Below are 23542 nucleotides of genomic sequence, written 5' to 3' on the forward strand. Positions count from 1 at the left end.
GGAAAAATGAGTAAGAAAATTGTTCTCGCCCTGGGCGGGAATGCGCTGGGCGATGACCTGGCCGGGCAAATGAAAGCGGTAAAAATTACTTCTCAGGCAATTGTTGATTTAATTGCCCAGGGACATGAAGTTATCGTCACTCATGGTAACGGGCCGCAGGTGGGCATGATTAACCAGGCCTTTGAAGCTGCCGCAAAAACTGAAGCGCACTCGCCAATGCTGCCGATGTCTGTCTGTGTTGCATTAAGCCAGGGTTATATTGGTTACGATCTACAAAACGCTTTAAGAGAAGAACTGCTTTCTCGGGGCATTAATAAACCTGTAGCAACGCTGGTTACTCAGGTCGAAGTCGACGCTAACGATCCGGCATTCCTCAACCCGACCAAGCCGATCGGTTCGTTCTTTACCGAGCAAGAAGCAGAGCAACTGACAAAACAGGGTTACACTCTGAAAGAAGATGCTGGTCGCGGCTATCGCCGTGTTGTTGCCTCGCCAAAACCGGTTGATATCATTGAAAAAGAAACGGTTAAAGCTCTGGTAGATGCAGGTCAGGTGGTGATCACCGTTGGCGGTGGTGGTATCCCTGTTATTCGTGAAGGTAACCATCTGCGTGGTGCCAGCGCGGTTATCGATAAAGACTGGGCCAGCGCCCGTTTAGCAGAAATGATTGATGCCGATATGCTGATCATTCTGACTGCGGTAGAAAAAGTGGCCATTAACTTCGGTAAAGAGAATGAACAGTGGCTCGATCGCCTGTCATTAAGTGATGCTGAACGCTTTATCGAAGAAGGTCATTTTGCGAAAGGTTCTATGCTACCTAAAGTGGAAGCTGCCGCCTCGTTTGCTCGCTCTCGCGCAGGTCGTGAAGCACTGATTACCGTATTGAGCAAAGCGAAAGAAGGGATTGAAGGCAAAACAGGAACGGTGATTTGTCAGTAATTTAAAGGCCGGGTGGGTAATACCATCCGGCCATTTTCATTTAAGCCACTTCCAGCACTTCTTTTGTCGCTTTCACGCCCTGATGCATCAACATCATTAACGCCTCAAGTACGCCGCCGCCAATCGCCCGGGCTTTATCAGAAACGCTGGTGAAATCAGCGGTTTCACCACGAGGATCGATATCACCAATTTTAAAACCACCAACCACTGCCAGGCCGTCGTTCAACAAGCCACGCACCATCCCCGTCAACGGTGCTTTAATTTCATGCTCACCAATCCAGGCAATCACATCGCCCTCTTTCACCAGATCGCCTAATTTCACGTTGGATCGCATAATGCCTGCAGCAGGAGCACGGATCACCCGTCGGGTGGTATGCCCCATAATATTGCCAGGAACACCGGTATTCTCCTGCGCACAACCAGAGTAAATCACCTGACCGAGCCAGTGCCCGCGATTTGTTTCAATTACCGCATGACAATCCTTCCCAGCAGTAAAGCCCGGCCCAAGCGCGATTGTTACTGGTGCCATATCTGCCCGCGTTCCCAAATTCTGTTTCGCCAGAATAGCGTCCACCACGCAAAGCGGTTTCAGTTCATCAAGCAATGAACAGGCGGGATCTACCATCACAGGAATGAATCCGCGTTCGGTAAGTTTCATCGCTTCCGCAGAGCTGGTTGCCAGGCGAGCAGTGACGCCTTCGACCGTCATTTCGCCATCGAACACGGCCTGGGCAAACGCCACGGTACAACGAATCACTGTCGGTTTTTCCACTTCCAGCATGATCACTTTAAAACCCGCATGATACAGACGTAGCGCCACACCACTGGCGATATCTCCCGCACCGCGAATCACCACCAGCTGGTGTCCGGAAGGATGAGAAGGTTTCATCATCAGCCCACCCGGCGCGTTATTTTTCACCTGTAATATTTCTGCCAGCACGCTGATGGCGATCTCCTGCGGCGTTTCCGCACCTATGTTGTAACCAACGGGCGCATGTAAACGGGCAATATGTTCTTCAGCCACGCCTTTCTCACGCAATTGACGCAGGAAAAGCTGAACCTTGCGACGACTTGCCAGCAACCCCAACCATGCAATGGGCTGTTCAATGAGTTTGTCGAGGGCTTCACGATCCTGATTATTCGTGGCAATCAGGACAAAATTATCAGGGCGAATATCCAGTGCTTCCACTGCCGCACCAAACGACTCAGCATGGAGAAGCGTGGTTGATGGTGGGAATAGTTCAGGATTGAGGCTTTCGCGATAAATATCAGCAACGGCAATATCAAATCCTAATAGCGCCGCACTCTGGGCTATCGCCCGGTTGACATGCCCCGCGCCAATCAACACCAGACGTGGACGCATACCATGGACGCTGATAAATACTGACATTGCACCTCCACAATCTGACCCGACAGCATCCGCACCGTTACGAGCCATACGTCCATGGAATAATCGCGGCTTACGTTCCTGCAATGCCTGAAGCGACTCTTCAATCACCTTCCGCTCAACCATTCCGCCACCAATTGTACCGACGATAGAACCATCGGCGCGCACTAACATTTGTGCAGAATGGCGGGGAGTCGAGCCTCGGCTATCAACAATTTGCGCCATAGCAAACGGACAATTTTGCTCTTCGAGTTTTGCAGCCTCTGTGAAAATATTCATACCAACCTCAATGGATATCCTTTCAGTAACCCGGAATACCCGGGCCGCTAATTCACAAATCTGCGCGCGATTGCAGGATGTTCTTGTATATCGCCCAGCCAGATTGCCTCTACGTCGTGTTGTTGCAGCGGTTGAAGGAGCTCGCTTTGTGCAATCGCATTCTCACATTGAGAAAAACGGTTAATGAACCAGACTCGCCGACAACCTTGCGGTACGTTTTTAAACGCCCCCTGAGGGTGGCGAACCAGCGCAACGAGATCGCTCAGTTGCAAGGTTGCATCAGGTGTTAACCCGGTAATATCAGCAAACTGCGACCAGCGATGGACATTTTCTGTGCTCACTTTCGCGCCCAAAGTATGTCCTCCCATCACAGCAATCACGCAGCAACTGCTTTTGGGTATGCAAGGTTCGTGCTCATCAGGCGCTTTTAACGGCATTCCACGCGAGCCATCTGCTTCAATGAGAATTACGTCACACTCTGGTCGTTGCACCAGTGCATCAATCGCTTCTGGCGTAAATCCCTGCACTTTTCCCTGGTTCGCTTTCCAGCTGTGAAAACAAAATGAAATGGGGGATGTAAGAGACGCATGAGGAAGCATGGCGGGATCACGACAGAAAACCACGGGCCAGTGAGACGTTGGCATAAACATATGTGTCGTCGTCGTGATTAACACACGCCTGCCGCTAGCCTGGAGCAGTTCTGCCAGCCAAAAAAGCAAGCTGGTTTTCCCCCCAGCACCAACAACAGAAATCACAGTGGGACGTTTCTGCGCACCTAAATCAATGACTAATGCCGATGGGTCAACTATACTTTTCACGAGTCTTTATGACCTCTCTGGGATAAATTATCCCCAACTTAATCCATCAGGAAGTAACGCAATTATCAGGCGTTATTAGCCCCTATAAATAATGGAACCACTATGTCAGCCATCGACTGTATAATTACCGCTGCCGGATTATCATCAAGAATGGGGCAATGGAAAATGATGTTACCCTGGGAACAGGGAACAATTCTTGATACAAGTATCAAAAATGCGTTGCAGTTTTGTAGCCGAATTATTTTAGTCACCGGCTATCGTGGTAATGAACTGCACGAACGTTATGCGAACCAGAGCAATATCACTATTATTCACAACCCAGATTATGCGCAGGGTTTACTAACATCCGTCAAGGCCGCAGTACCCGCAGTGCAAACAGAACATTGTTTTCTCACCCACGGTGACATGCCAACCCTCACCATCGATATTTTTAGAAAAATCTGGTCGTTACGAAATGATGGCGCAATACTGCCACTCCATAATGGCATCCCCGGCCATCCGATTTTAGTGTCAAAACCATGCCTGATGCAGGCAATCCAACGACCCAATGTCACCAATATGCGTCAGGCACTCCTTATGGGAGATCATTATTCCGTCGAAATAGAAAATGCAGAAATAATTTTAGATATTGATACTCCGGACGACTTTATTACAGCGAAGGAAAGGTATACTGAAATTTAGAAAACGTAGTTAAACGATTGCGTTCAAATATTTAATCCTTCCGGCACTCATTATCATAATGATAAGGAATCACTGATTTTGAGAAAAGAGAAAAATTGATAAATGGGCTGGCAATAATAATTTTCAGGAGTGATTTTAATTCTCATTTAGCACCTGTGAGTTCATTCACAAAAAGCCCTTAAGTTTCGAGCCGCCTCACATTTTTTTATATTTCCCGCCAAACCTGGCAAGAGTGGTGCGATTGTTGCTCTATCCCCCTAAACCACCGGATTTCTCAACACCGGTCACTCAATGATATCTGTATAAGCTAAGGAGAGGGTTATGGGGGATATTATGCGTCCCATTCCGTTTGAGGAACTTTTGACGCGCATATTTGATGAATACCAACAACAACGCTCAATCTTTGGTATTCCCGAGCAACAGTTTTACTCACCTGTAAAAGGTAAAACTGTTAGCGTCTTCGGTGAAACCTGTGCCACTCCCGTCGGCCCTGCCGCTGGCCCGCACACGCAGCTCGCGCAAAATATTGTCACTTCCTGGCTGACTGGCGGACGTTTCATCGAACTAAAAACCGTCCAAATTCTTGACCGCCTGGAGCTGGAAAAGCCCTGTATTGATGCCGAAGACGAGTGCTTTAACACCGAATGGTCTACCGAATTTACCCTGCTTAAAGCCTGGGATGAATACCTCAAAGCCTGGTTTGCCCTGCACCTTCTCGAAGCGATGTTCCAACCTTCTGATTCCGGTAAATCGTTCATCTTTAATATGAGCGTCGGTTACAACCTCGAAGGTATTAAGCAACCGCCAATGCAACAGTTCATCGACAATATGATGGACGCATCTGACCATCCGAAATTCGCGCAATATCGCGATACGCTGAATAAATTACTCCAGGATGACGCATTTTTAGCTCGCCACGGATTGCAGGAAAAACGCGAAAGCTTGCAAGCCTTACCCGCTCGCATCCCCACCAGTATGGTGCATGGCGTCACCCTCTCCACCATGCACGGCTGTCCTCCGCATGAAATCGAAGCCATTTGCCGCTACATGCTGGAAGAAAAAGGGCTCAACACCTTTGTGAAACTTAACCCGACCTTACTGGGATACGCGCGTGTTCGTGAGATCCTCGATATCTGCGGTTTCGGTTACATAGGCTTAAAAGAAGAGTCATTTGATCACGACCTCAAGCTGACGCAAGCGCTGGAAATGCTGGAACGCCTGATGGCACTGGCAAAAGAAAAATCACTCGGCTTTGGCGTAAAACTGACTAACACTCTCGGCACCATCAACAATAAAGGCGCACTGCCTGGTGAAGAGATGTATATGTCAGGCCGTGCGCTGTTCCCGCTCTCCATCAATGTTGCAGCAGTTCTCTCTCGCGCCTTTGACGGCAAACTGCCCATTTCTTATTCCGGTGGTGCCAGTCAGCTGACTATCCGCGATATTTTTGATACAGGTATTCGCCCTATTACTATGGCAACCGACCTGCTGAAACCTGGCGGCTATCTGCGCTTAAGTGCCTGCATGCGCGAGCTGGAAGGCTCCGACGCCTGGGGACTTGACCATGTTGACGTCGAACGACTGAACAGACTGGCAGCAGATGCGTTAACCATGGAATACACCCAGAAACACTGGAAGCCAGAAGAGCGTATTGAAGTGGCAGAAGACCTGCCGCTGACCGACTGCTACGTTGCCCCCTGTGTTACTGCCTGCGCTATCAAGCAAGATATTCCGGAATACATCCGTCTGCTTGGCGAACACCGCTATGCCGACGCGCTGGAACTCATCTACCAACGCAACGCTCTGCCCGCCATTACCGGTCATATTTGCGATCACCAGTGCCAATACAACTGTACCCGCCTGGATTACGACAGTGCGCTGAATATCCGCGAACTGAAAAAAGTCGCGCTGGAAAAAGGTTGGGATGAATATAAGCAACGCTGGCACAAACCAGCCGGTTCTGGTTCACGCCATCCGGTTGCCGTGATTGGTGCAGGTCCGGCGGGTCTGGCAGCAGGTTACTTCCTTGCCAGAGCGGGCCATCCGGTTACGCTGTTTGAACGCGAAGCCAATGCGGGCGGCGTGGTGAAAAATATCATTCCTCAGTTCCGTATTCCTGCAGAGTTAATTCAGCACGATATCGATTTTGTTGCCGCTCACGGCGTGAAATTTGAGTATGGCTGCTCACCCGATTTAACCATTGAGCAGTTAAAAAATCAGGGCTTCCACTATGTTCTGATTGCCACCGGCACTGATAAAAATAGCGGTGTGAAACTGGCGGGCGACAACCAAAATGTCTGGAAATCACTCCCCTTCCTGCGTGAATACAACAAGGGTACAGCGCTCAAGCTGGGCAAACATGTGGTCGTTGTCGGGGCGGGTAACACCGCAATGGACTGCGCTCGTGCGGCGTTACGCGTTCCAGGCGTAGAAAAAGCAACGATCGTTTACCGTCGTTCACTACAAGAGATGCCCGCATGGCGCGAAGAGTATGAAGAAGCGTTGCACGACGGCGTAGAGTTCCGTTTCCTGAATAATCCGGAACGTTTCGATGCTGATGGCACCTTAACCTTGCGCGTTATGTCGCTTGGCGAACCGGATGAGAAAGGTCGTCGTCGTCCGGTTGAAACCAATGAAACAGTAACACTGCTTGTAGACAGCCTGATCACCGCCATTGGTGAACAGCAGGATACTGAAGCCCTGAATGCGATGGGCGTGCCGCTGGACAAAAACGGCTGGCCAGACGTCGACCATAATGGCGAAACTCGTCTGACTGACGTCTTTATGATCGGCGACGTACAGCGCGGACCATCCTCCATTGTCGCTGCTGTCGGAACCGCGCGTCGGGCGACCGATGCCATCCTTAGTCGGGAAAATATCCGTTCCCACCAGAACGATAAATACTGGAACAACGTCAATCCAGCGGAAATCTATCAACGTAAAGGCGATATCTCTATCACGCTGGTGAACAGTGACGATCGTGACGCGTTTGTCGCCCAGGAAGCCGCTCGCTGCCTCGAATGTAACTACGTTTGCAGCAAGTGTGTGGATGTCTGCCCGAACCGCGCCAACGTCTCCATTGCGGTCCCAGGCTTCCAGAACCGTTTCCAGACGCTGCACCTCGACGCTTACTGTAACGAATGCGGCAACTGCGCTCAGTTCTGTCCGTGGAACGGTAAACCGTACAAAGACAAAATCACCGTCTTCAGCCTGGCGCAAGACTTTGATAACAGCAGCAACCCAGGCTTCCTTGTGGAAGATTGCCGGGTACGAGTACGTCTGAATAACCAAAGCTGGGTGTTAAACATCGACAGCAAAGGTCAGTTTAACAACGTACCACCGGAGCTGAACGATATGTGCCGCATCATCAGCCATGTCCACCAGCATCATCATTATCTGCTGGGCCGCGTGGAGGTGTAATCATGTTGATTCTGAAGAATGTCACTGCGGTACAGCTACACCCGGCAAAAGTGCAGGAAGGCGTTGATATCGCCATCGAAAACGATGTGATTGTCGCTATCGGCGATGCCCTGACGCAACGCTACCCCGACGCCAGCTTCAAAGAGATGCATGGCCGGATTGTGATGCCAGGGATTGTCTGCTCGCACAACCATTTTTACTCGGGGCTTTCCCGCGGAATTATGGCAAACATCGCCCCTTGCCCGGATTTCATCTCAACGCTGAAAAATCTCTGGTGGCGGCTCGATCGCGCCCTTGATGAAGAGTCGCTCTATTACAGCGGACTGATTTGTTCCCTGGAAGCGATTAAGAGCGGATGTACATCGGTTATCGATCACCATGCCTCTCCGGCGTATATCGGCGGGTCGCTCTCCACATTGCGCGACGCATTTTTAAAAGTTGGCCTGCGCGCGATGACCTGTTTTGAAACTACTGACCGTAACAACGGCATCAAAGAGTTGCAGGAAGGTGTAGAAGAAAACATCCGTTTCGCCCGTTTGATTGATGAGGCGAAGAAAGCGACAAGCGAGCCGTATCTGGTGGAAGCACATATCGGTGCTCACGCGCCGTTTACCGTGCCGGATGCCGGTCTGGAGATGCTGCGTGAAGCCGTGAAAGCCACAGGCCGTGGTTTGCATATTCACGCTGCGGAAGACCTTTACGACGTTTCCTACAGTCACCACTGGTACGGCAAAGACCTGCTGGCACGACTGGCGCAATTCGATCTCATCGACAGCAAAACGCTGGTCGCTCATGGGCTGTACTTGTCGAAAGATGACATCACCCTACTCAATCAGCGCGATGCGTTCCTGGTGCATAACGCCCGTTCAAACATGAACAACCATGTCGGCTACAACCATCACCTTAGCGACATCCGCAATCTGGCGTTGGGAACGGACGGCATTGGTTCGGACATGTTTGAAGAGATGAAATTTGCCTTCTTTAAACATCGCGATGCGGGTGGTCCGCTGTGGCCTGACAGTTTTGCCAAAGCCCTGACTAACGGTAACGAACTGATGAGCCGCAACTTTGGCGCGAAATTTGGGCTTCTGGAAGCCGGTTACAAAGCTGATTTAACCATTTGCGATTACAACTCGCCGACGCCGCTGCTGGCAGACAATATCGCCGGGCATATCGCTTTCGGTATGGGCTCAGGCAGCGTTCACAGCGTGATGGTCAATGGTGTGATGGTCTATGAAGACCGTCAGTTTAACTTCGATTGCGATTCCATTTATGCACAAGCCAGAAAAGCCGCTGCCAGTATGTGGCGTCGGATGGATGCGCTGGCATAAATGACAGATGCCCTCTTCCCGCAGGGAAGAGGGTTAAATAAGGAAAGAAGATGATTGAACAATTTTTCAGGCCCGACTCTGTCGAACAGGCGCTGGAACTGAAGCGCCGCTACCAGGATGAAGCCGTCTGGTTCGCCGGGGGCAGCAAACTCAATGCTACACCAACCCGTACCGATAAAAAGATTGCCATTTCCTTACAGGATCTGGAACTGGACTGGGTTGACTGGGATAACGGTGCACTGCGGATTGGCGCAATGTCTCGCTTGCAGCCACTGCGAGATGCGCGATTTATTCCTGCAGCGCTGCGTGAAGCCCTCGGTTTTGTTTACTCACGCCATGTTCGTAATCAGTCGACCATTGGTGGTGAAATCGCCGCCCGCCAGGAAGAGTCGGTGCTGCTTCCCGTCCTGTTGGCACTGGATGCTGAACTGGTTTTTGGCAACGGCGAAACGCTGTCAATCGAGGACTACCTGGCCTGCCCATGCGATCGCCTGCTAACCGAAATTATCATTAAAGATCCGTATCGCACCTGTGCGACCCGCAAAATTAGCCGTTCTCAGGCAGGTTTAACCGTCGTGACGGCAGCCGTTGCAATGACAGACCACGACGGTATGCGAATTGCGCTGGATGGCGTCGCCAGTAAAGCACTGCGTCTGCATGATGTCGAAAAACAAAATCTGGAAGGCAATGCACTTGAACAGGCTGTCGCCAACGCCATTTTCCCGCAGGAAGATTTGCGGGGCAGCGTGGCCTATAAACGCTATATCACGGGAGTTCTGGTAGCCGACCTGTATGCCGACTGCCAACAGGCTGGGGAGGAAGCCGTATGATCATCCACTTTACTTTAAATGGCGCGCCTCAGGAGCTAACCGTTAATCCAGGCGAAAACGTGCAAAAGCTGTTGTTTAACATGGGAATGCACTCTGTACGCAACAGTGATGATGGTTTCGGGTTTGCCGGTTCTGACGCAATAATCTTTAACGGTAATATCGTTAACGCGTCCTTGCTTATTGCCGCACAGTTAGAGAAGGCAGATATTCGTACCGCAGAATCTCTGGGCAAATGGAACGAGTTAAGTCTGGTTCAACAGGCAATGGTTGATGTTGGCGTGGTGCAGTCTGGTTATAACGATCCAGCTGCAGCTCTGATTATCACCGATCTTCTCGATCGCATCGCCGCACCTACCCGCGAAGAGATCGACGACGCGCTTTCTGGTTTGTTCAGCCGCGATGCTGGCTGGCAGCAATACTATCAGGTCATTGAACTGGCGGTTGCACGTAAAAACAATCCGCAGGCCACCATTGATATCGCTCCGACTTTCCGTGACGACCTAGAAGTCATTGGTAAGCATTATCCTAAAACTGATGCCGCGAAAATGGTGCAGGCGAAACCCTGCTATGTTGAAGACCGCGTAACGGCTGACGCCTGCGTCATTAAAATGTTACGTAGCCCACACGCTCACGCACTGATTACTCATCTGGATGTCAGCAAAGCTGAAGCCTTACCGGGCGTCGTTCACGTTATTACTCACCTGAATTGCCCGGATATCTACTATACCCCGGGTGGTCAGAGCGCACCGGAACCGTCACCGCTTGACCGCCGTATGTTCGGCAAGAAAATGCGTCACGTCGGCGATCGTGTTGCTGCGGTCGTCGCAGAAAGTGAAGAAATTGCGCTCGAAGCACTGAAGCTCATCGACGTTGAATATGAAGTGCTTAAGCCGGTAATGTCGATCGACGAAGCAATGGCGGAAGATGCGCCTGTCGTGCACGATGAACCGGTGGTGTATGTTGCTGGTGCGCCAGATACTCTGGAAGACGATAACAGCCATGCAGCCCAGCGCGGCGAGCATATGATCATCAACTTCCCGATCGGTTCTCGCCCTCGCAAAAATATCGCCGCCAGTATTCATGGTCATATTGGCGATATGGACAAAGGCTTTGCCGATGCCGATGTGATCATTGAGCGAACCTATAACTCAACGCAAGCGCAGCAGTGCCCGACTGAAACACATATCTGCTTTACTCGTATGGACGGCGATCGTCTGGTTATCCACGCCTCCACCCAGGTACCATGGCACTTACGCCGCCAGGTCGCGCGCCTCGTGGGCATGAAACAGCATAAAGTTCATGTCATTAAAGAGCGAGTTGGCGGCGGTTTTGGTTCCAAACAGGACATCCTGCTGGAAGAAGTGTGCGCCTGGGCAACCTGCGTGACCGGGCGTCCGGTACTGTTCCGCTACACCCGTGAAGAAGAGTTTATTGCTAACACCTCTCGTCACGTCGCGAAAGTCACCGTCAAACTGGGAGCGAAAAAAGATGGTCGCCTGACGGCAGTGAAGATGGATTTCCGCGCCAACACTGGCCCTTACGGCAACCACTCACTCACCGTACCGTGTAACGGACCGGCGCTGTCGCTGCCGTTATATCCGTGCGATAACGTCGATTTCCAGGTCACCACCTACTACAGCAACATTTGCCCAAATGGTGCTTATCAGGGTTATGGCGCACCGAAAGGTAACTTCGCTATCACCATGGCATTAGCGGAACTGGCTGAACAGTTACAGATCGACCAACTGGAAATTATCGAACGTAACCGGGTACACGAAGGGCAAGAGCTGAAAATTCTCGGTGCAATCGGTGAAGGTAAAGCGCCGACCTCCGTTCCTTCCGCCGCCAGCTGTGCACTGGAAGAGATCCTGCGTCAGGGTCGCGAGATGATCCAATGGTCGTCACCGAAACCGCAAAATGGTGACTGGCACATCGGTCGCGGCGTCGCCATTATCATGCAGAAATCGGGTATCCCGGATATCGATCAGGCTAACTGCATGATCAAACTGGAATCGGACGGCACCTTTATCGTTCATTCTGGCGGTGCGGATATTGGTACTGGTCTGGATACTGTAGTGACGAAACTGGCAGCAGAAGTGCTGCACTGCCCACCGCAGGACGTGCATGTTATCTCCGGTGATACCGATCATGCGTTGTTTGATAAAGGCGCATATGCCTCGTCCGGTACTTGCTTCTCGGGTAACGCGGCGCGTTTGGCAGCGGAAAATCTACGGGAGAAAATTCTGTTCCACGGCGCGCAAATGTTGGGTGAGCCAGTGGCAGATGTTCAACTGGCAACGCCGGGCGTCGTGCGCGGCAAGAAAGGCGAAGTTAGTTTCGGGGATATTGCCCATAAAGGCGAAACCGGCACCGGCTTTGGTTCACTGGTGGGAACTGGCAGTTATATCACGCCTGATTTCGCCTTCCCGTATGGCGCAAACTTCGCTGAAGTTGCCGTCAACACGCGTACGGGTGAAATCCGCCTGGATAAATTCTACGCCTTGCTGGACTGCGGTACACCGGTCAATCCAGAGTTAGCGTTGGGACAAATCTACGGTGCCACCCTGCGTGCTATCGGCCACAGTATGAGCGAAGAGATCATTTATGACGCCGAAGGTCACCCGTTAACGCGTGATTTACGCAGTTACGGCGCACCGAAAATTGGTGACATTCCGCGTGATTTCCGCGCTGTGCTGGTGCCGAGCGACGATAAAGTCGGCCCGTTCGGGGCGAAATCGATCTCGGAAATCGGTGTAAATGGCGCAGCTCCGGCGATTGCTACCGCAATTCACGATGCATGCGGCATCTGGTTACGCGAATGGCATTTCACACCGGAGAAAATACTCACTGCGCTGGAAAAAATATAAATAATAAATGGCCGCTTCGGCGGCCTGTTTCTCTGTTTGAACGATGACTAAATAGTGACTGCGAAAATGAGATAAGCCGTTCTCAAGGCGTCCTGCGCCCCAAATTCGTGGGAATTTATTTTACTAATTCAGATGATCAAATTTACTTTAAAAGGAGTGAAGGGATGTCTGATATAAACCATGCAGGTTCTGACCTTATATTTGAACTGGAGGATCGCCCTCCCTTTCATCAGGCTCTCGTTGGTGCCATTACCCATCTGTTGGCAATTTTCGTTCCGATGGTAACCCCCGCGTTAATCGTGGGTGCGGCCTTACAGCTTTCCGCTGAAACAACTGCCTATCTTGTTTCTATGGCGATGATCGCCTCTGGTATTGGTACCTGGTTACAAGTAAACCGTTACGGCATCGTCGGTTCTGGCCTACTCTCAATTCAGTCAGTCAATTTTTCATTTGTTACGGTCATGATTGCGCTGGGCAGCAGCATGAAAAGCGACGGTTTTCACGAAGAGTTAATCATGTCGTCGCTTCTCGGCGTCTCCTTCGTTGGCGCATTTCTGGTTGTCGGATCTTCATTTATCTTGCCCTATTTACGTCGGGTTATTACGCCTACCGTCAGCGGTATTGTGGTACTGATGATCGGCTTAAGCCTGATTAAAGTCGGCATTATCGATTTTGGTGGAGGATTTGCAGCCAAAAGCAGCGGTACGTTCGGCAATTACGAACATCTCGGCGTTGGTTTATTGGTTTTAATTGTGGTGATCGGCTTTAACTGCTGTCGCAGTCCGTTGCTACGCATGGGAGGGATCGCCATTGGGCTATGTGTCGGCTATATCGCATCGTTATGCCTGGGCATGGTGGATTTCAGCAGTATGCGCAATTTGCCGTTAATCACCATCCCGCATCCGTTCAAATACGGCTTTAGTTTTAGCTTCCATCAGTTCCTGGTGGTTGGCACGATTTATCTGCTTAGCGTGCTGGAAGCAGTCGGCGATATCACCGCCACGGCAATGGTTTCCCGCCGCCCCATTCAGGGGGAAGAGTATCAGTCCCGGCTGAAAGGCGGCGTGCTGGCAGATGGTCTGGTTTCTGTTATCGCCTCCGCTGTCGGTTCATTACCATTAACCACGTTTGCGCAAAATAATGGGGTTATTCAGATGACTGGCGTCGCTTCACGTTATGTCGGGCGAACCATCGCGGTAATGCTGGTTATCCTCGGCTTATTTCCGATGATTGGCGGCTTCTTCACGACCATTCCCTCGGCAGTTCTGGGAGGCGCAATGACGTTGATGTTTTCCATGATTGCCATCGCAGGGATTCGCATCATCATCACCAACGGTTTAAAGCGCCGTGAAACACTTATTGTCGCCACTTCTTTAGGTTTAGGGCTTGGCGTCTCCTACGATCCCGAAATTTTTAAAATATTGCCAGCCTCTATTTATGTATTAGTTGAAAACCCTATTTGTGCTGGCGGGTTAACTGCGATTTTATTAAATATTATCCTCCCTGGTGGCTACCGACAGGAAAACGTTCTGCCTGGTATTACCTCAGCGGAAGAGATGGATTAACAGTAAAGGAGTCAATGATGTCAGGAGAACACACGTTAAAAGCGGTACGAGGCAGTTTTATTGATGTCACCCGTACGATCGATAACCCGGAAGAGATTGCCTCTGCGCTGCGGTTTATTGAGGATGGTTTATTACTCATTAAACAGGGAAAAGTGGAATGGTTTGGCGAATGGGAAAACGGAAAGCATCAAATTCCTGACACCATTCGCGTGCGCGACTATCGCGGCAAACTGATAGTACCGGGCTTTGTCGATACACATATCCATTATCCGCAAAGTGAAATGGTGGGGGCCTATGGTGAGCAATTGCTGGAGTGGTTGAATAAACACACCTTCCCTACTGAACGTCGTTATGAGGATTTAGAGTACGCCCGCGAAATGTCGGCGTTCTTCATCAAGCAGCTTTTACGTAACGGAACCACCACGGCGCTGGTGTTTGGCACTGTTCATCCGCAATCTGTTGATGCGCTGTTTGAAGCCGCCAGTCATATCAATATGCGTATGATTGCCGGTAAGGTGATGATGGACCGCAACGCACCGGATTATCTGCTCGACACTGCCGAAAGCAGCTATCACCAAAGCAAAGAACTGATCGAACGCTGGCACAAAAATGGTCGTCTGCTATATGCGATTACGCCACGCTTCGCCCCGACCTCATCTCCTGAACAGATGGCGATGGCGCAACGCCTGAAAGAAGAATATCCGGATACGTGGGTACATACCCATCTCTGTGAAAACAAAGATGAAATTGCCTGGGTGAAATCGCTTTATCCTGACCATGATGGTTATCTGGATGTTTACCATCAGTACGGCCTGACCGGTAAAAACTGTGTCTTTGCTCACTGCGTCCATCTCGAAGAAAAAGAGTGGGATCGTCTCAGCGAAACCAAATCCAGCATTGCTTTCTGTCCGACCTCCAACCTTTACCTCGGCAGCGGCTTATTCAACTTGAAAAAAGCATGGCAGAAGAAAGTTAAAGTGGGCATGGGAACGGATATCGGTGCCGGAACCACTTTCAACATGCTGCAAACGCTGAACGAAGCCTACAAAGTATTGCAATTACAAGGCTATCGCCTCTCGGCATATGAAGCGTTTTACCTGGCCACGCTCGGCGGAGCGAAATCTCTGGGCCTTGACGATTTGATTGGCAACTTTTTACCTGGCAAAGAGGCTGATTTCGTGGTGATGGAACCCACCGCCACTCCGCTACAGCAGCTGCGCTATGACAACTCTGTTTCTTTAGTCGACAAATTGTTCGTGATGATGACGTTGGGCGATGACCGTTCGATCTACCGCACCTACGTTGATGGTCGTCTGGTGTACGAACGCAACTAATAATAAAACTTTAACATCCTCGTGAGGACATCATTATGTCTGGAGACATCCTACAAACACCGGACGCACCAAAGCCACAGGGCGCGCTGGATAATTATTTTAAAATTACCGCTCGTGGCAGTACCGTTCGTCAGGAAGTACTGGCTGGCTTAACGACCTTTCTGGCCATGGTTTATTCCGTTATCGTCGTTCCGGGAATGCTGGGCAAAGCAGGTTTTCCTCCCGCAGCTGTGTTTGTTGCCACCTGTCTGGTCGCGGGCTTCGGCTCGTTGCTGATGGGATTATGGGCTAATTTGCCAATGGCGATTGGTTGCGCGATTTCCTTGACGGCGTTTACCGCATTCAGTCTGGTACTCGGGCAACAAATTAGCGTTCCTGTCGCACTGGGCGCGGTATTTCTGATGGGCGTCATCTTCACCGCCATTTCCGTAACCGGTGTGCGTACCTGGATCTTACGTAATTTGCCGATGGGTATCGCTCACGGTACAGGTATCGGTATCGGGCTGTTTCTGCTGCTGATTGCTGCTAACGGTGTGGGTATGGTTATCAAAAACCCGATTGAAGGCTTGCCAGTGGCGCTCGGTGCGTTTACCTCCTTCCCGGTGATGATGAGCTTGCTGGGGCTGGCGGTCATCTTCGGCCTGGAGAAGTGTCGCGTACCCGGCGGGATCTTGTTGGTGATTATTGCAATTTCGATCATCGGCTTAATCTTTGACCCAGCGGTGAAATACCACGGTCTGGTGGCGATGCCAAGCCTGACTGGCGAAGATGGTAAGTCTCTGATTTTCAGCCTCGATATTATGGGTGCACTCCAGCCAACTGTACTTCCGAGTGTACTGGCATTGGTGATGACCGCAGTGTTCGACGCTACTGGCACCATCCGTGCCGTCGCCGGTCAGGCGAATTTGTTGGATAAAGACAACCAGATCATCAACGGCGGCAAAGCCCTGACCAGTGACTCAGTAAGTTCAATATTCTCCGGCCTGGTGGGCGCAGCGCCCGCAGCGGTTTATATCGAATCAGCGGCAGGAACCGCCGCCGGGGGTAAAACAGGTTTAACCGCAACCGTAGTGGGGGCGTTATTCCTGTTAATTCTGTTTTTATCACCGCTGTCATTTTTGATCCCTGGTTACGCCACTGCACCCGCTCTGATGTACGTAGGTTTGCTGATGTTAAGTAACGTCTCGAAGCTGGATTTCAATGATTTTATTGACGCTATGGCTGGCCTGGTGTGTGCCGTGTTCATCGTTCTGACTTGTAATATCGTTACCGGTATTATGCTGGGCTTTGTGACACTGGTCGTAGGCCGCGTCTTTGCACGCGAATGGCAAAAGCTGAATATTGGTACGGTGATCATTACTGCCGCACTGGTCGCATTTTACGCGGGTGGTTGGGCAATCTAATAGATTCTCCGCGCCTTTCAGCGCGGAGATTTCTTTCAGAGAGGATTCTCACCGCTGGCAACAATACGCTGCTGGCGGACTCGCCTGAGTTCTCTTTCAGTAAGCAACTGCAGCGCCTGTGTTGGGCAAGATTCAACGCAGGCTGGCCCCTCTTCCCGCTGTTCACAGAGATCGCATTTCACAATTTGTTGTCGGGTATCCCCCGGCAACGACTGAATGGTGATCATTCCAAACGGGCACGCACTGACGCAACTCTGACAGCCAATACAACGGGCAGAATTGGTCTGCACCACCTGCTCGCCCATCGTCAGCGCCCCCACGGGGCAAGCGCCAACACAAGGGGCGTTTTCACACTGATGGCACATCACCGGCGCACTGATGCTGTCCAGTCGCTGTACCTTCAGCCGGGGTAAAAAGACATCGGCATTCAACTCCTGTTCTGAAGGGTGAGCGACCACACAGGCTACTTCACAAGTACGGCAGCCAATACAGTCAGCCGGATTAACGATAATTAACGATTTCATCACGATGCCTTCGTATCAAACAGAGTTAACATATCGCGCGCCGCCTGCCTTCCTGCGGCCATTGCAGTGACAACCAGATCCGCGCCATGAACTGCATCACCACCAGCAAAGACTTTTTTCAGATGCGTCTGGGTAGGTAAATACCCGACGTCACCGGTTTGAATCAGGCCCCATTTATCGAGTTTAATTCCGCTGCCCTGCAACCACGGCATGGCATGCGCCTGGAAACCAAAGGCCATAATCAGAACATCGGCGGGCAATTCAAACTCTGAACCCGCTACCGGACGAGGACGACGGCGACCATCCGGCCCCGGCTCACCCATGGCGGTACGAATCAGGCCCACCGCAGTTAAACGCCCATCTTCGTCACAAGCGATATATTGCGGTTGAACATTGAACTGAAACTCGACACCTTCCTCGCGCGCATTAACCACCTCTTTGCGCGAGCCCGGCATACTGACTTCATCACGACGATACGCGCAGGTCACGCTGGCGGCATTGAGGCGGATGGAAGTCCGCAAACAATCCATTGTCGTATCGCCACCGCCCAATACCACGACTCGCTTACCTTCCACGTCCGTCAGCGGATACTCTTCAGACTCCGGCAATCCCATGAGCTGGCGGGTATGGGCAGTCAGGAACGGTAGAGCCTGAATGACACCGGGCGCATCTTCATGCGGCAGATCTGCTCGCATCATCCCGTAAGTCCCCACGCCGATGAAAACTGCATCATATTCAGAAGTTAAATCGCTAAAGGTAATATCGCGGCCAATTTCACAGTTAAGATGAAAGTCGATTCCCATTGCGGTGAATATCTCTCGCCGCTGGCTTAATACCGTTTTATCGAGTTTGAAAGGAGGAATGCCAAAAGTCAGCATACCGCCAATTTCTGGATGGCGATCAAAGACATCGACCTGAACTCCTGCGCGCGCCAGAATATCAGCACACCCTAACCCTGCAGGCCCAGCGCCAATCACCGCCACTTTTTCGCTACGGGGAACAACTTTGCTGACATCGGGACGCCAGCCCATCGCCAGCGCGGTATCGGTGATGTAGCGTTCCAGATTACCGATAGAGACTGCGCCCGAGTGATCTTTCAAAGTACATGCGCCTTCACAAAGACGGTCCTGTGGACATACCCTGCCGCAAATTTCTGGTAAGGAACTGGTCTGGTGGCAAAGTTCTGCCGCTTCAATAATCTTTCCTTCCTGTACCAGACGGATGTAATCCGGAATAGCGTTATGCAGCGGGCAATGCCAGTTGCAGTTAGCTTTTTCGGCACAATAAACACAGCGGTCACTCTCATAAGTCGCTTGTTGTGGATCCAGCCCGCAATATATTTCGCCAAAGTGGGTTTTCCGTTCACTCGCTGAAATTTTATCTGCGCCTTTACGCGAGTTAACGGGGAGCAACGCTGCACTGCGAGATGGCTGAGCGTCTGATGACGCTTTTCCTGCTGCCGTTTTGCGCTGGCGGGCCACCTTTATCTGCTGCAACCCTTTATCGTCCATCAGTCGTAACGCCTGTGTTGGGCAAACTTCAATACAGGCTTGCGTGCCGGAACTGCGCTGGTTACAAAGGTCGCATTTCTGCGCAATCGTATCGACCATCTCAACGACGCCAAAGGGGCAAGCGATTGCGCATCTTTTACAACCAATACATTTTTGCTCGTCCAGTTGTACGCTATCGGACTGGAAAGTCAGAGCATTAACCGGACAAGCCGTAACGCAAGGGGCATTGTTGCAGTGATGGCAGGCCACCGGATTCGCAGCCTGGCCTTTCCCTACAACGTGGATACGCGGTCGAAAGTCACTGTGACTCAGCGGCCAGTTTTCTTGATTGTGTGCCACCGCACAGGCAATTTCACAAGCATGACAGCCTATACATTCCGCAGCTTCAGCAGCAATAAACTTATTCATTTGCATCCCTTTCATTTAATGAGTTATGTCTTCTCAAATTTCGCGATGCAATAAACGGGCATATATTAGGTAGCATGACCGTTTTAATTATAATTTTGCGACTGAGTTCAAATTATTGCCCCTCAATCTATGCCGCTTTCATTATTTCAACATTGCCGATCAAAAGAGCGCTATCCAGATAAAAACGATTAAATGCGAGAGTGCGACATGCCAGAATGATTAATGAAATATCAATATGAGAAAATTACAGATAATTCCATTGTCAGGTTCTCTTCTCATTTTCGTGGTTTAACCACGATTATGTGATTGCCTCCGCAATTCCTGTCTCTAACTCCCCTTCCTCGCAAAAACTGGCACTCCACGAGCATGTGTTTAGACAGTTTCATTAACGTAAACGGTTGCTTTTTACTCTGGCGGGCGAAAGGAGAAACACTGATGAGCGCCATAGATTCCCAACTTCCCTCATCTTCTGGGCAAGACCGCCCAACTGATGAGGTTGACCGCATATTATCACCAGGAAAGCTGATCATACTCGGTCTGCAACACGTCCTTGTCATGTACGCAGGTGCAGTCGCTGTTCCTCTTATGATTGGTGACCGACTGGGCCTCTCAAAAGAAGCTATTGCGATGCTCATTAGCTCGGATCTCTTTTGCTGCGGGATCGTCACATTATTGCAATGTATCGGTATCGGCCGCTTTATGGGGATCCGCCTGCCGGTGATTATGTCGGTGACCTTTGCTGCTGTAACACCAATGATAGCCATTGGGATGAACCCGGATATCGGCCTGCTGGGGATATTTGGTGCCACTATCGCCGCGGGTTTTATCACCACATTATTAGCGCCACTTATCGGTCGCTTGATGCCTTTATTCCCGCCACTGGTTACCGGTGTGGTTATTACTTCTATCGGGCTTAGCATCATTCAGGTGGGTATTGACTGGGCCGCCGGAGGTAAAGGGAATCCGCAATATGGTAATCCCGTTTATTTAGGTATCTCCTTTGCCGTCTTAATTTTTATCTTGCTCATTACTCGCTATGCGAAAGGATTTATGTCCAACGTCGCCGTATTACTGGGGATTGTATTTGGCTTTTTACTTTCGTGGATGATGAATGAAGTCAATTTATCCGGGCTACATGATGCTTCATGGTTTGCGATTGTTACGCCGATGTCGTTTGGTATGCCGATTTTCGATCCCGTTTCCATTCTGACCATGACTGCCGTGTTAATCATCGTGTTTATCGAGTCGATGGGGATGTTCCTGGCACTGGGTGAAATAGTCGGTCGTAAACTCTCTTCGCACGATATTATTCGCGGGCTGCGTGTCGATGGCGTAGGGACAATGATAGGCGGCACGTTTAACAGCTTCCCCCACACGTCATTTTCTCAAAACGTTGGCCTGGTTAGCGTGACGCGCGTTCATAGCCGCTGGGTGTGTATTTCTTCGGGAATTATATTAATCCTGTTTGGCATGGTGCCAAAAATGGCGGTGCTGGTAGCCTCCATTCCGCAATTTGTGCTGGGCGGCGCTGGTCTAGTGATGTTCGGCATGGTACTGGCGACAGGGATTCGAATTCTGTCGCGCTGTAACTACACCACCAACCGTTACAACCTCTATATTGTGGCGATCAGTCTCGGCGTTGGCATGACTCCGACGCTCTCTCACGATTTCTTTTCTAAGTTACCGGCCGTACTGCAACCGCTGCTACATAGCGGCATTATGCTCGCAACCCTTAGCGCCGTTGTGCTGAACGTCTTCTTTAATGGCTATCAGCATCATGCTGACCTGGTGAAGGAATCCGTCTCTGATAAAGATTTAAAAGTCAGGACAGTACGTATGTGGCTTCTGATGCGCAAGCTGAAGAAAAATGAGCATGGAGAATAATATGAATTTTTTAATGCGCGCTATATTCAGTCTGTTGTTGCTTTTTACTCTCTCTATTCCTGTCATTTCTGACTGTGTTGCAATGGCCATTGAAAGTCGCTTCAAATATATGATGCTACTTTTTTAAATGGTTTTTACCTGTCGGCATCCGCTCAAAACGGGCGGTTGTCGATAAACGCTCACTTGGTTAATCATTTCACTCTTCAATTATCTATAATGATGAGTGATCAGAATTACATGTGAGAAATTATGCAAACGGAACACGTCATTTTATTGAATGCACAGGGAGTTCCCACGGGTACGCTGGAAAAGTATGCCGCACACACGGCAGACACCCGCTTACATCTCGCGTTCTCCAGTTGGCTGTTTAATGCCAAAGGACAATTATTAGTTACCCGCCGCGCACTGAGCAAAAAAGCATGGCCTGGCGTGTGGACTAACTCGGTTTGTGGGCACCCACAACTGGGAGAAAGCAACGAAGACGCAGTGATCCGCCGTTGCCGTTATGAGCTTGGCGTGGAAATTACGCCTCCTGAATCTATCTATCCTGACTTTCGCTACCGCGCCACCGATCCGAGTGGCATTGTGGAAAATGAAGTGTGTCCGGTATTTGCCGCACGCACCACTAGTGCGTTACAGATCAATGATGATGAAGTGATGGATTATCAATGGTGTGATTTAGCAGATGTATTACACGGTATTGATGCCACGCCGTGGGCGTTCAGTCCGTGGATGGTGATGCAGGCGACAAATCGCGAAGCCAGAAAACGATTATCTGCATTTACCCAGCTTAAATAAAAAAACCCCGACATTTGCCGGGGTTGTGAGCATAACGTAATGCTTATTTTACCGGACGCATCGCCGGGAACAGAATAACGTCGCGGATGGTATGGCTGTTGGTGAACAGCATTACCATACGGTCGATACCAATTCCCAGACCTGCTGTCGGCGGTAAGCCATGTTCCAGTGCGGTGACGTAATCTTCATCGTAGAACATCGCTTCGTCGTCACCTGCGTCTTTCGCGGCAACCTGATCCAGGAAGCGTTGCGCCTGATCTTCCGCGTCATTCAGCTCGCTAAAGCCGTTACCGATTTCACGACCACCAATGAAGAACTCAAAGCGGTCTGTGATTTCCGGGTTAACGTCGTTACGACGCGCCAGCGGAGAAACTTCTGCCGGATATTCAGTAATGAAGGTCGGCTGAATCAGATGTGCTTCTGCCACTTCTTCGAAGATCTCGGTAACGATACGGCCCAGACCCCAGCTCTTCTCAACGTGGATGCCGATAGATTCAGCAATTGCTTTCGCAGAGTCGAAGTTGTCCAGATCCGCCATGTCGGTTTCCGGGCGATATTTCTTGATCGCTTCACGCATGGTCAGTTTTTCGAACGGTTTACCGAAGTCCAGCGTCACGTCGCCGTAGGTCACTTCCGTCTTACCGAGAATATCCTGTGCCAGAGTACGGAACAGCGATTCGGTCAGCTCGATCAGATCTTTGTAATCTGCGTAAGCCATGTAGAGTTCCATCATGGTGAACTCTGGGTTATGACGTACGGAAATACCTTCGTTACGGAAGTTACGGTTGATTTCGAATACACGCTCGAAGCCACCAACCACCAGACGCTTGAGGTACAGTTCCGGCGCGATACGCAGGTACATGTCGAGATCCAGCGCGTTATGGTGGGTGATAAACGGACGCGCAGCGGCACCGCCAGGGATCACCTGCATCATCGGCGTTTCAACTTCCATAAAGCCGCGGTTCACCATGAACTGGCGAATACCAGAGAGGATCTGCGAGCGCACTTTAAAGGTGTTGCGGGATTCATCGTTGGAGATGAGATCGAGATAACGCTGACGATAGCGCGCTTCCTGATCCTGCAAGCCGTGGAATTTATCCGGCAGCGGACGCAGTGCTTTGGTCAGCAGACGCAACTCGGTGCAGTGGATAGACAGTTCGCCGGTTTTGGTTTTGAACAGCTTACCTTTCGCGCCGAGGATGTCGCCGAGGTCCCATTTTTTGAACTGCTCGTTATAAACGCCTTCCGGGAGATCGTCACGGGCAACGTACAGCTGAATGCGACCGCCAACGTCCTGCAGGGTAACGAAAGACGCTTTACCCATAATACGACGGGTCATCATGCGGCCAGCAACGGCGACTTCGATGTTCAGCGCTTCCAGTTCTTCGTTCTCTTTGCCGTCGAATTCTGCGTGCAATTGGTCAGAGGTATGATCGCGACGGAAATCGTTCGGGAAGGCAATCCCCTGCTCGCGCAGGTTCGCCAGCTTCTCACGACGCGTTTTCAGTTCATTGTTAAGATCGACTACCGCGTCAGCGCCCTGTGCGTGTTGTTCAGACATGT

Annotated in this window: 18 protein-coding genes; 12 read left to right on the plus strand and 6 right to left on the minus strand. The window is 50.7% G+C overall.

Annotated elements, in window-relative coordinates; translation table 11 throughout:
• Window positions 1–6 precede the first annotated feature (6 nt).
• Window positions 7–939, plus strand: coding sequence for a carbamate kinase (gene arcC, locus K0778_RS13880; protein WP_000037992.1), 933 nt, complete (start codon window positions 7–9; stop codon window positions 937–939).
• Between the two features lie 40 nt (window positions 940–979).
• Here the strand turns inward: arcC and yqeB are convergent, their stop codons facing one another.
• Window positions 980–2605 (minus strand): selenium-dependent molybdenum cofactor biosynthesis protein YqeB, encoded by a 1626-nt coding sequence (gene yqeB / locus K0778_RS13885; RefSeq protein ID WP_001020381.1) that lies wholly within the window; start codon window positions 2603–2605, stop codon window positions 980–982.
• 47 nt (window positions 2606–2652) lie between these two features.
• Window positions 2653–3423, minus strand: coding sequence for a selenium cofactor biosynthesis protein YqeC (yqeC, locus tag K0778_RS13890; RefSeq protein WP_001298920.1), 771 nt, complete (start codon window positions 3421–3423; stop codon window positions 2653–2655).
• 102 nt (window positions 3424–3525) lie between these two features.
• Between yqeC and mocA the strand changes: the two genes are divergently transcribed.
• The 8 genes from mocA to ghxQ all read left to right on the plus strand — a co-directional run bounded on the left by mocA (window position 3526) and on the right by ghxQ (window position 16854).
• Complete coding sequence (gene mocA, locus K0778_RS13895; RefSeq protein ID WP_001272828.1) at window positions 3526–4104, plus strand: molybdenum cofactor cytidylyltransferase; 579 nt, start codon at window positions 3526–3528, stop codon at window positions 4102–4104.
• 321 nt (window positions 4105–4425) lie between these two features.
• A complete protein-coding gene (ygfK, locus tag K0778_RS13900; protein WP_000502391.1) occupies window positions 4426–7524 on the plus strand; it encodes a putative selenate reductase subunit YgfK in 3099 nt (1032 codons plus the stop codon).
• Between the two features lie 2 nt (window positions 7525–7526).
• A complete protein-coding gene (gene ssnA, locus K0778_RS13905) occupies window positions 7527–8855 on the plus strand; it encodes a putative aminohydrolase SsnA (RefSeq protein WP_000906252.1) in 1329 nt (442 codons plus the stop codon).
• A gap of 50 nt (window positions 8856–8905) precedes the next feature.
• On the plus strand, window positions 8906–9685 hold the full coding sequence (gene ygfM, locus K0778_RS13910; protein ID WP_000572462.1) for a molybdopterin-dependent oxidoreductase FAD-binding subunit: 780 nt from the start codon (window positions 8906–8908) through the stop codon (window positions 9683–9685).
• A complete protein-coding gene (locus tag K0778_RS13915) occupies window positions 9682–12552 on the plus strand; it encodes a molybdopterin-dependent oxidoreductase Mo/Fe-S-binding subunit (protein ID WP_000583615.1) in 2871 nt (956 codons plus the stop codon). The genes ygfM and K0778_RS13915 overlap by 4 nt, the downstream gene beginning before the upstream one ends.
• 164 nt (window positions 12553–12716) lie before the next feature.
• A complete protein-coding gene (gene xanQ / locus K0778_RS13920) occupies window positions 12717–14117 on the plus strand; it encodes a xanthine/proton symporter XanQ (protein WP_001280192.1) in 1401 nt (466 codons plus the stop codon).
• Window positions 14118–14134: 17 nt separating this feature from the next.
• Window positions 14135–15451 carry a guanine deaminase gene (guaD, locus tag K0778_RS13925; protein WP_001336279.1) on the plus strand — a complete coding sequence of 439 codons (1317 nt, stop codon included), beginning with the start codon at window positions 14135–14137 and terminating at the stop codon, window positions 15449–15451.
• Between the two features lie 35 nt (window positions 15452–15486).
• Window positions 15487–16854, plus strand: a complete 1368-nt coding sequence (gene ghxQ, locus K0778_RS13930; RefSeq protein ID WP_000012163.1) for a guanine/hypoxanthine transporter GhxQ — start codon at window positions 15487–15489, stop codon at window positions 16852–16854.
• A 35-nt stretch (window positions 16855–16889) separates the two neighbouring features.
• Here the strand turns inward: ghxQ and K0778_RS13935 are convergent, their stop codons facing one another.
• Entirely contained in the window at window positions 16890–17378 is a 489-nt protein-coding gene (locus tag K0778_RS13935) for a 4Fe-4S dicluster domain-containing protein (protein ID WP_000838428.1), read from the minus strand.
• On the minus strand, window positions 17378–19297 hold the full coding sequence (gene ygfT / locus K0778_RS13940; RefSeq protein ID WP_001350545.1) for a formate-dependent uric acid utilization protein YgfT: 1920 nt from the start codon (window positions 19295–19297) through the stop codon (window positions 17378–17380). The genes K0778_RS13935 and ygfT overlap by 1 nt, the downstream gene beginning before the upstream one ends.
• 435 nt (window positions 19298–19732) lie before the next feature.
• Here ygfT and uacT point away from each other — a divergent pair, with 435 nt between their 5' ends.
• The gene (uacT, locus tag K0778_RS13945) at window positions 19733–21181 is read left to right on the plus strand and encodes a urate/proton symporter UacT (protein WP_001295374.1); all 1449 of its coding nucleotides are present in this window, start codon (window positions 19733–19735) and stop codon (window positions 21179–21181) included.
• Between the two features lies 1 nt (window position 21182).
• Window positions 21183–21308, plus strand: coding sequence for a protein YqfG (gene yqfG / locus K0778_RS13950; RefSeq protein WP_001010156.1), 126 nt, complete (start codon window positions 21183–21185; stop codon window positions 21306–21308).
• On the opposite strand, the gene K0778_RS13955 is transcribed toward yqfG, so the two are convergent.
• Complete coding sequence (locus tag K0778_RS13955; protein WP_120795390.1) at window positions 21305–21376, minus strand: protein YqfH; 72 nt, start codon at window positions 21374–21376, stop codon at window positions 21305–21307. The two genes, yqfG and K0778_RS13955, sit on opposite strands and share 4 nt — an antisense overlap.
• Window positions 21377–21430: 54 nt before the next feature.
• Between K0778_RS13955 and idi the strand changes: the two genes are divergently transcribed.
• Entirely contained in the window at window positions 21431–21979 is a 549-nt protein-coding gene (gene idi, locus K0778_RS13960; protein WP_001192820.1) for an isopentenyl-diphosphate Delta-isomerase, read from the plus strand.
• A 43-nt stretch (window positions 21980–22022) separates the two neighbouring features.
• Here the strand turns inward: idi and lysS are convergent, their stop codons facing one another.
• Entirely contained in the window at window positions 22023–23540 is a 1518-nt protein-coding gene (gene lysS / locus K0778_RS13965; RefSeq protein ID WP_000003071.1) for a lysine--tRNA ligase, read from the minus strand.
• Window positions 23541–23542 lie beyond the last annotated feature (2 nt).

The organism is Escherichia sp. XD33 (assembly GCF_019375075.1).
GTDB lineage: Bacteria > Pseudomonadota > Gammaproteobacteria > Enterobacterales > Enterobacteriaceae > Enterobacter > Enterobacter flexneri_A.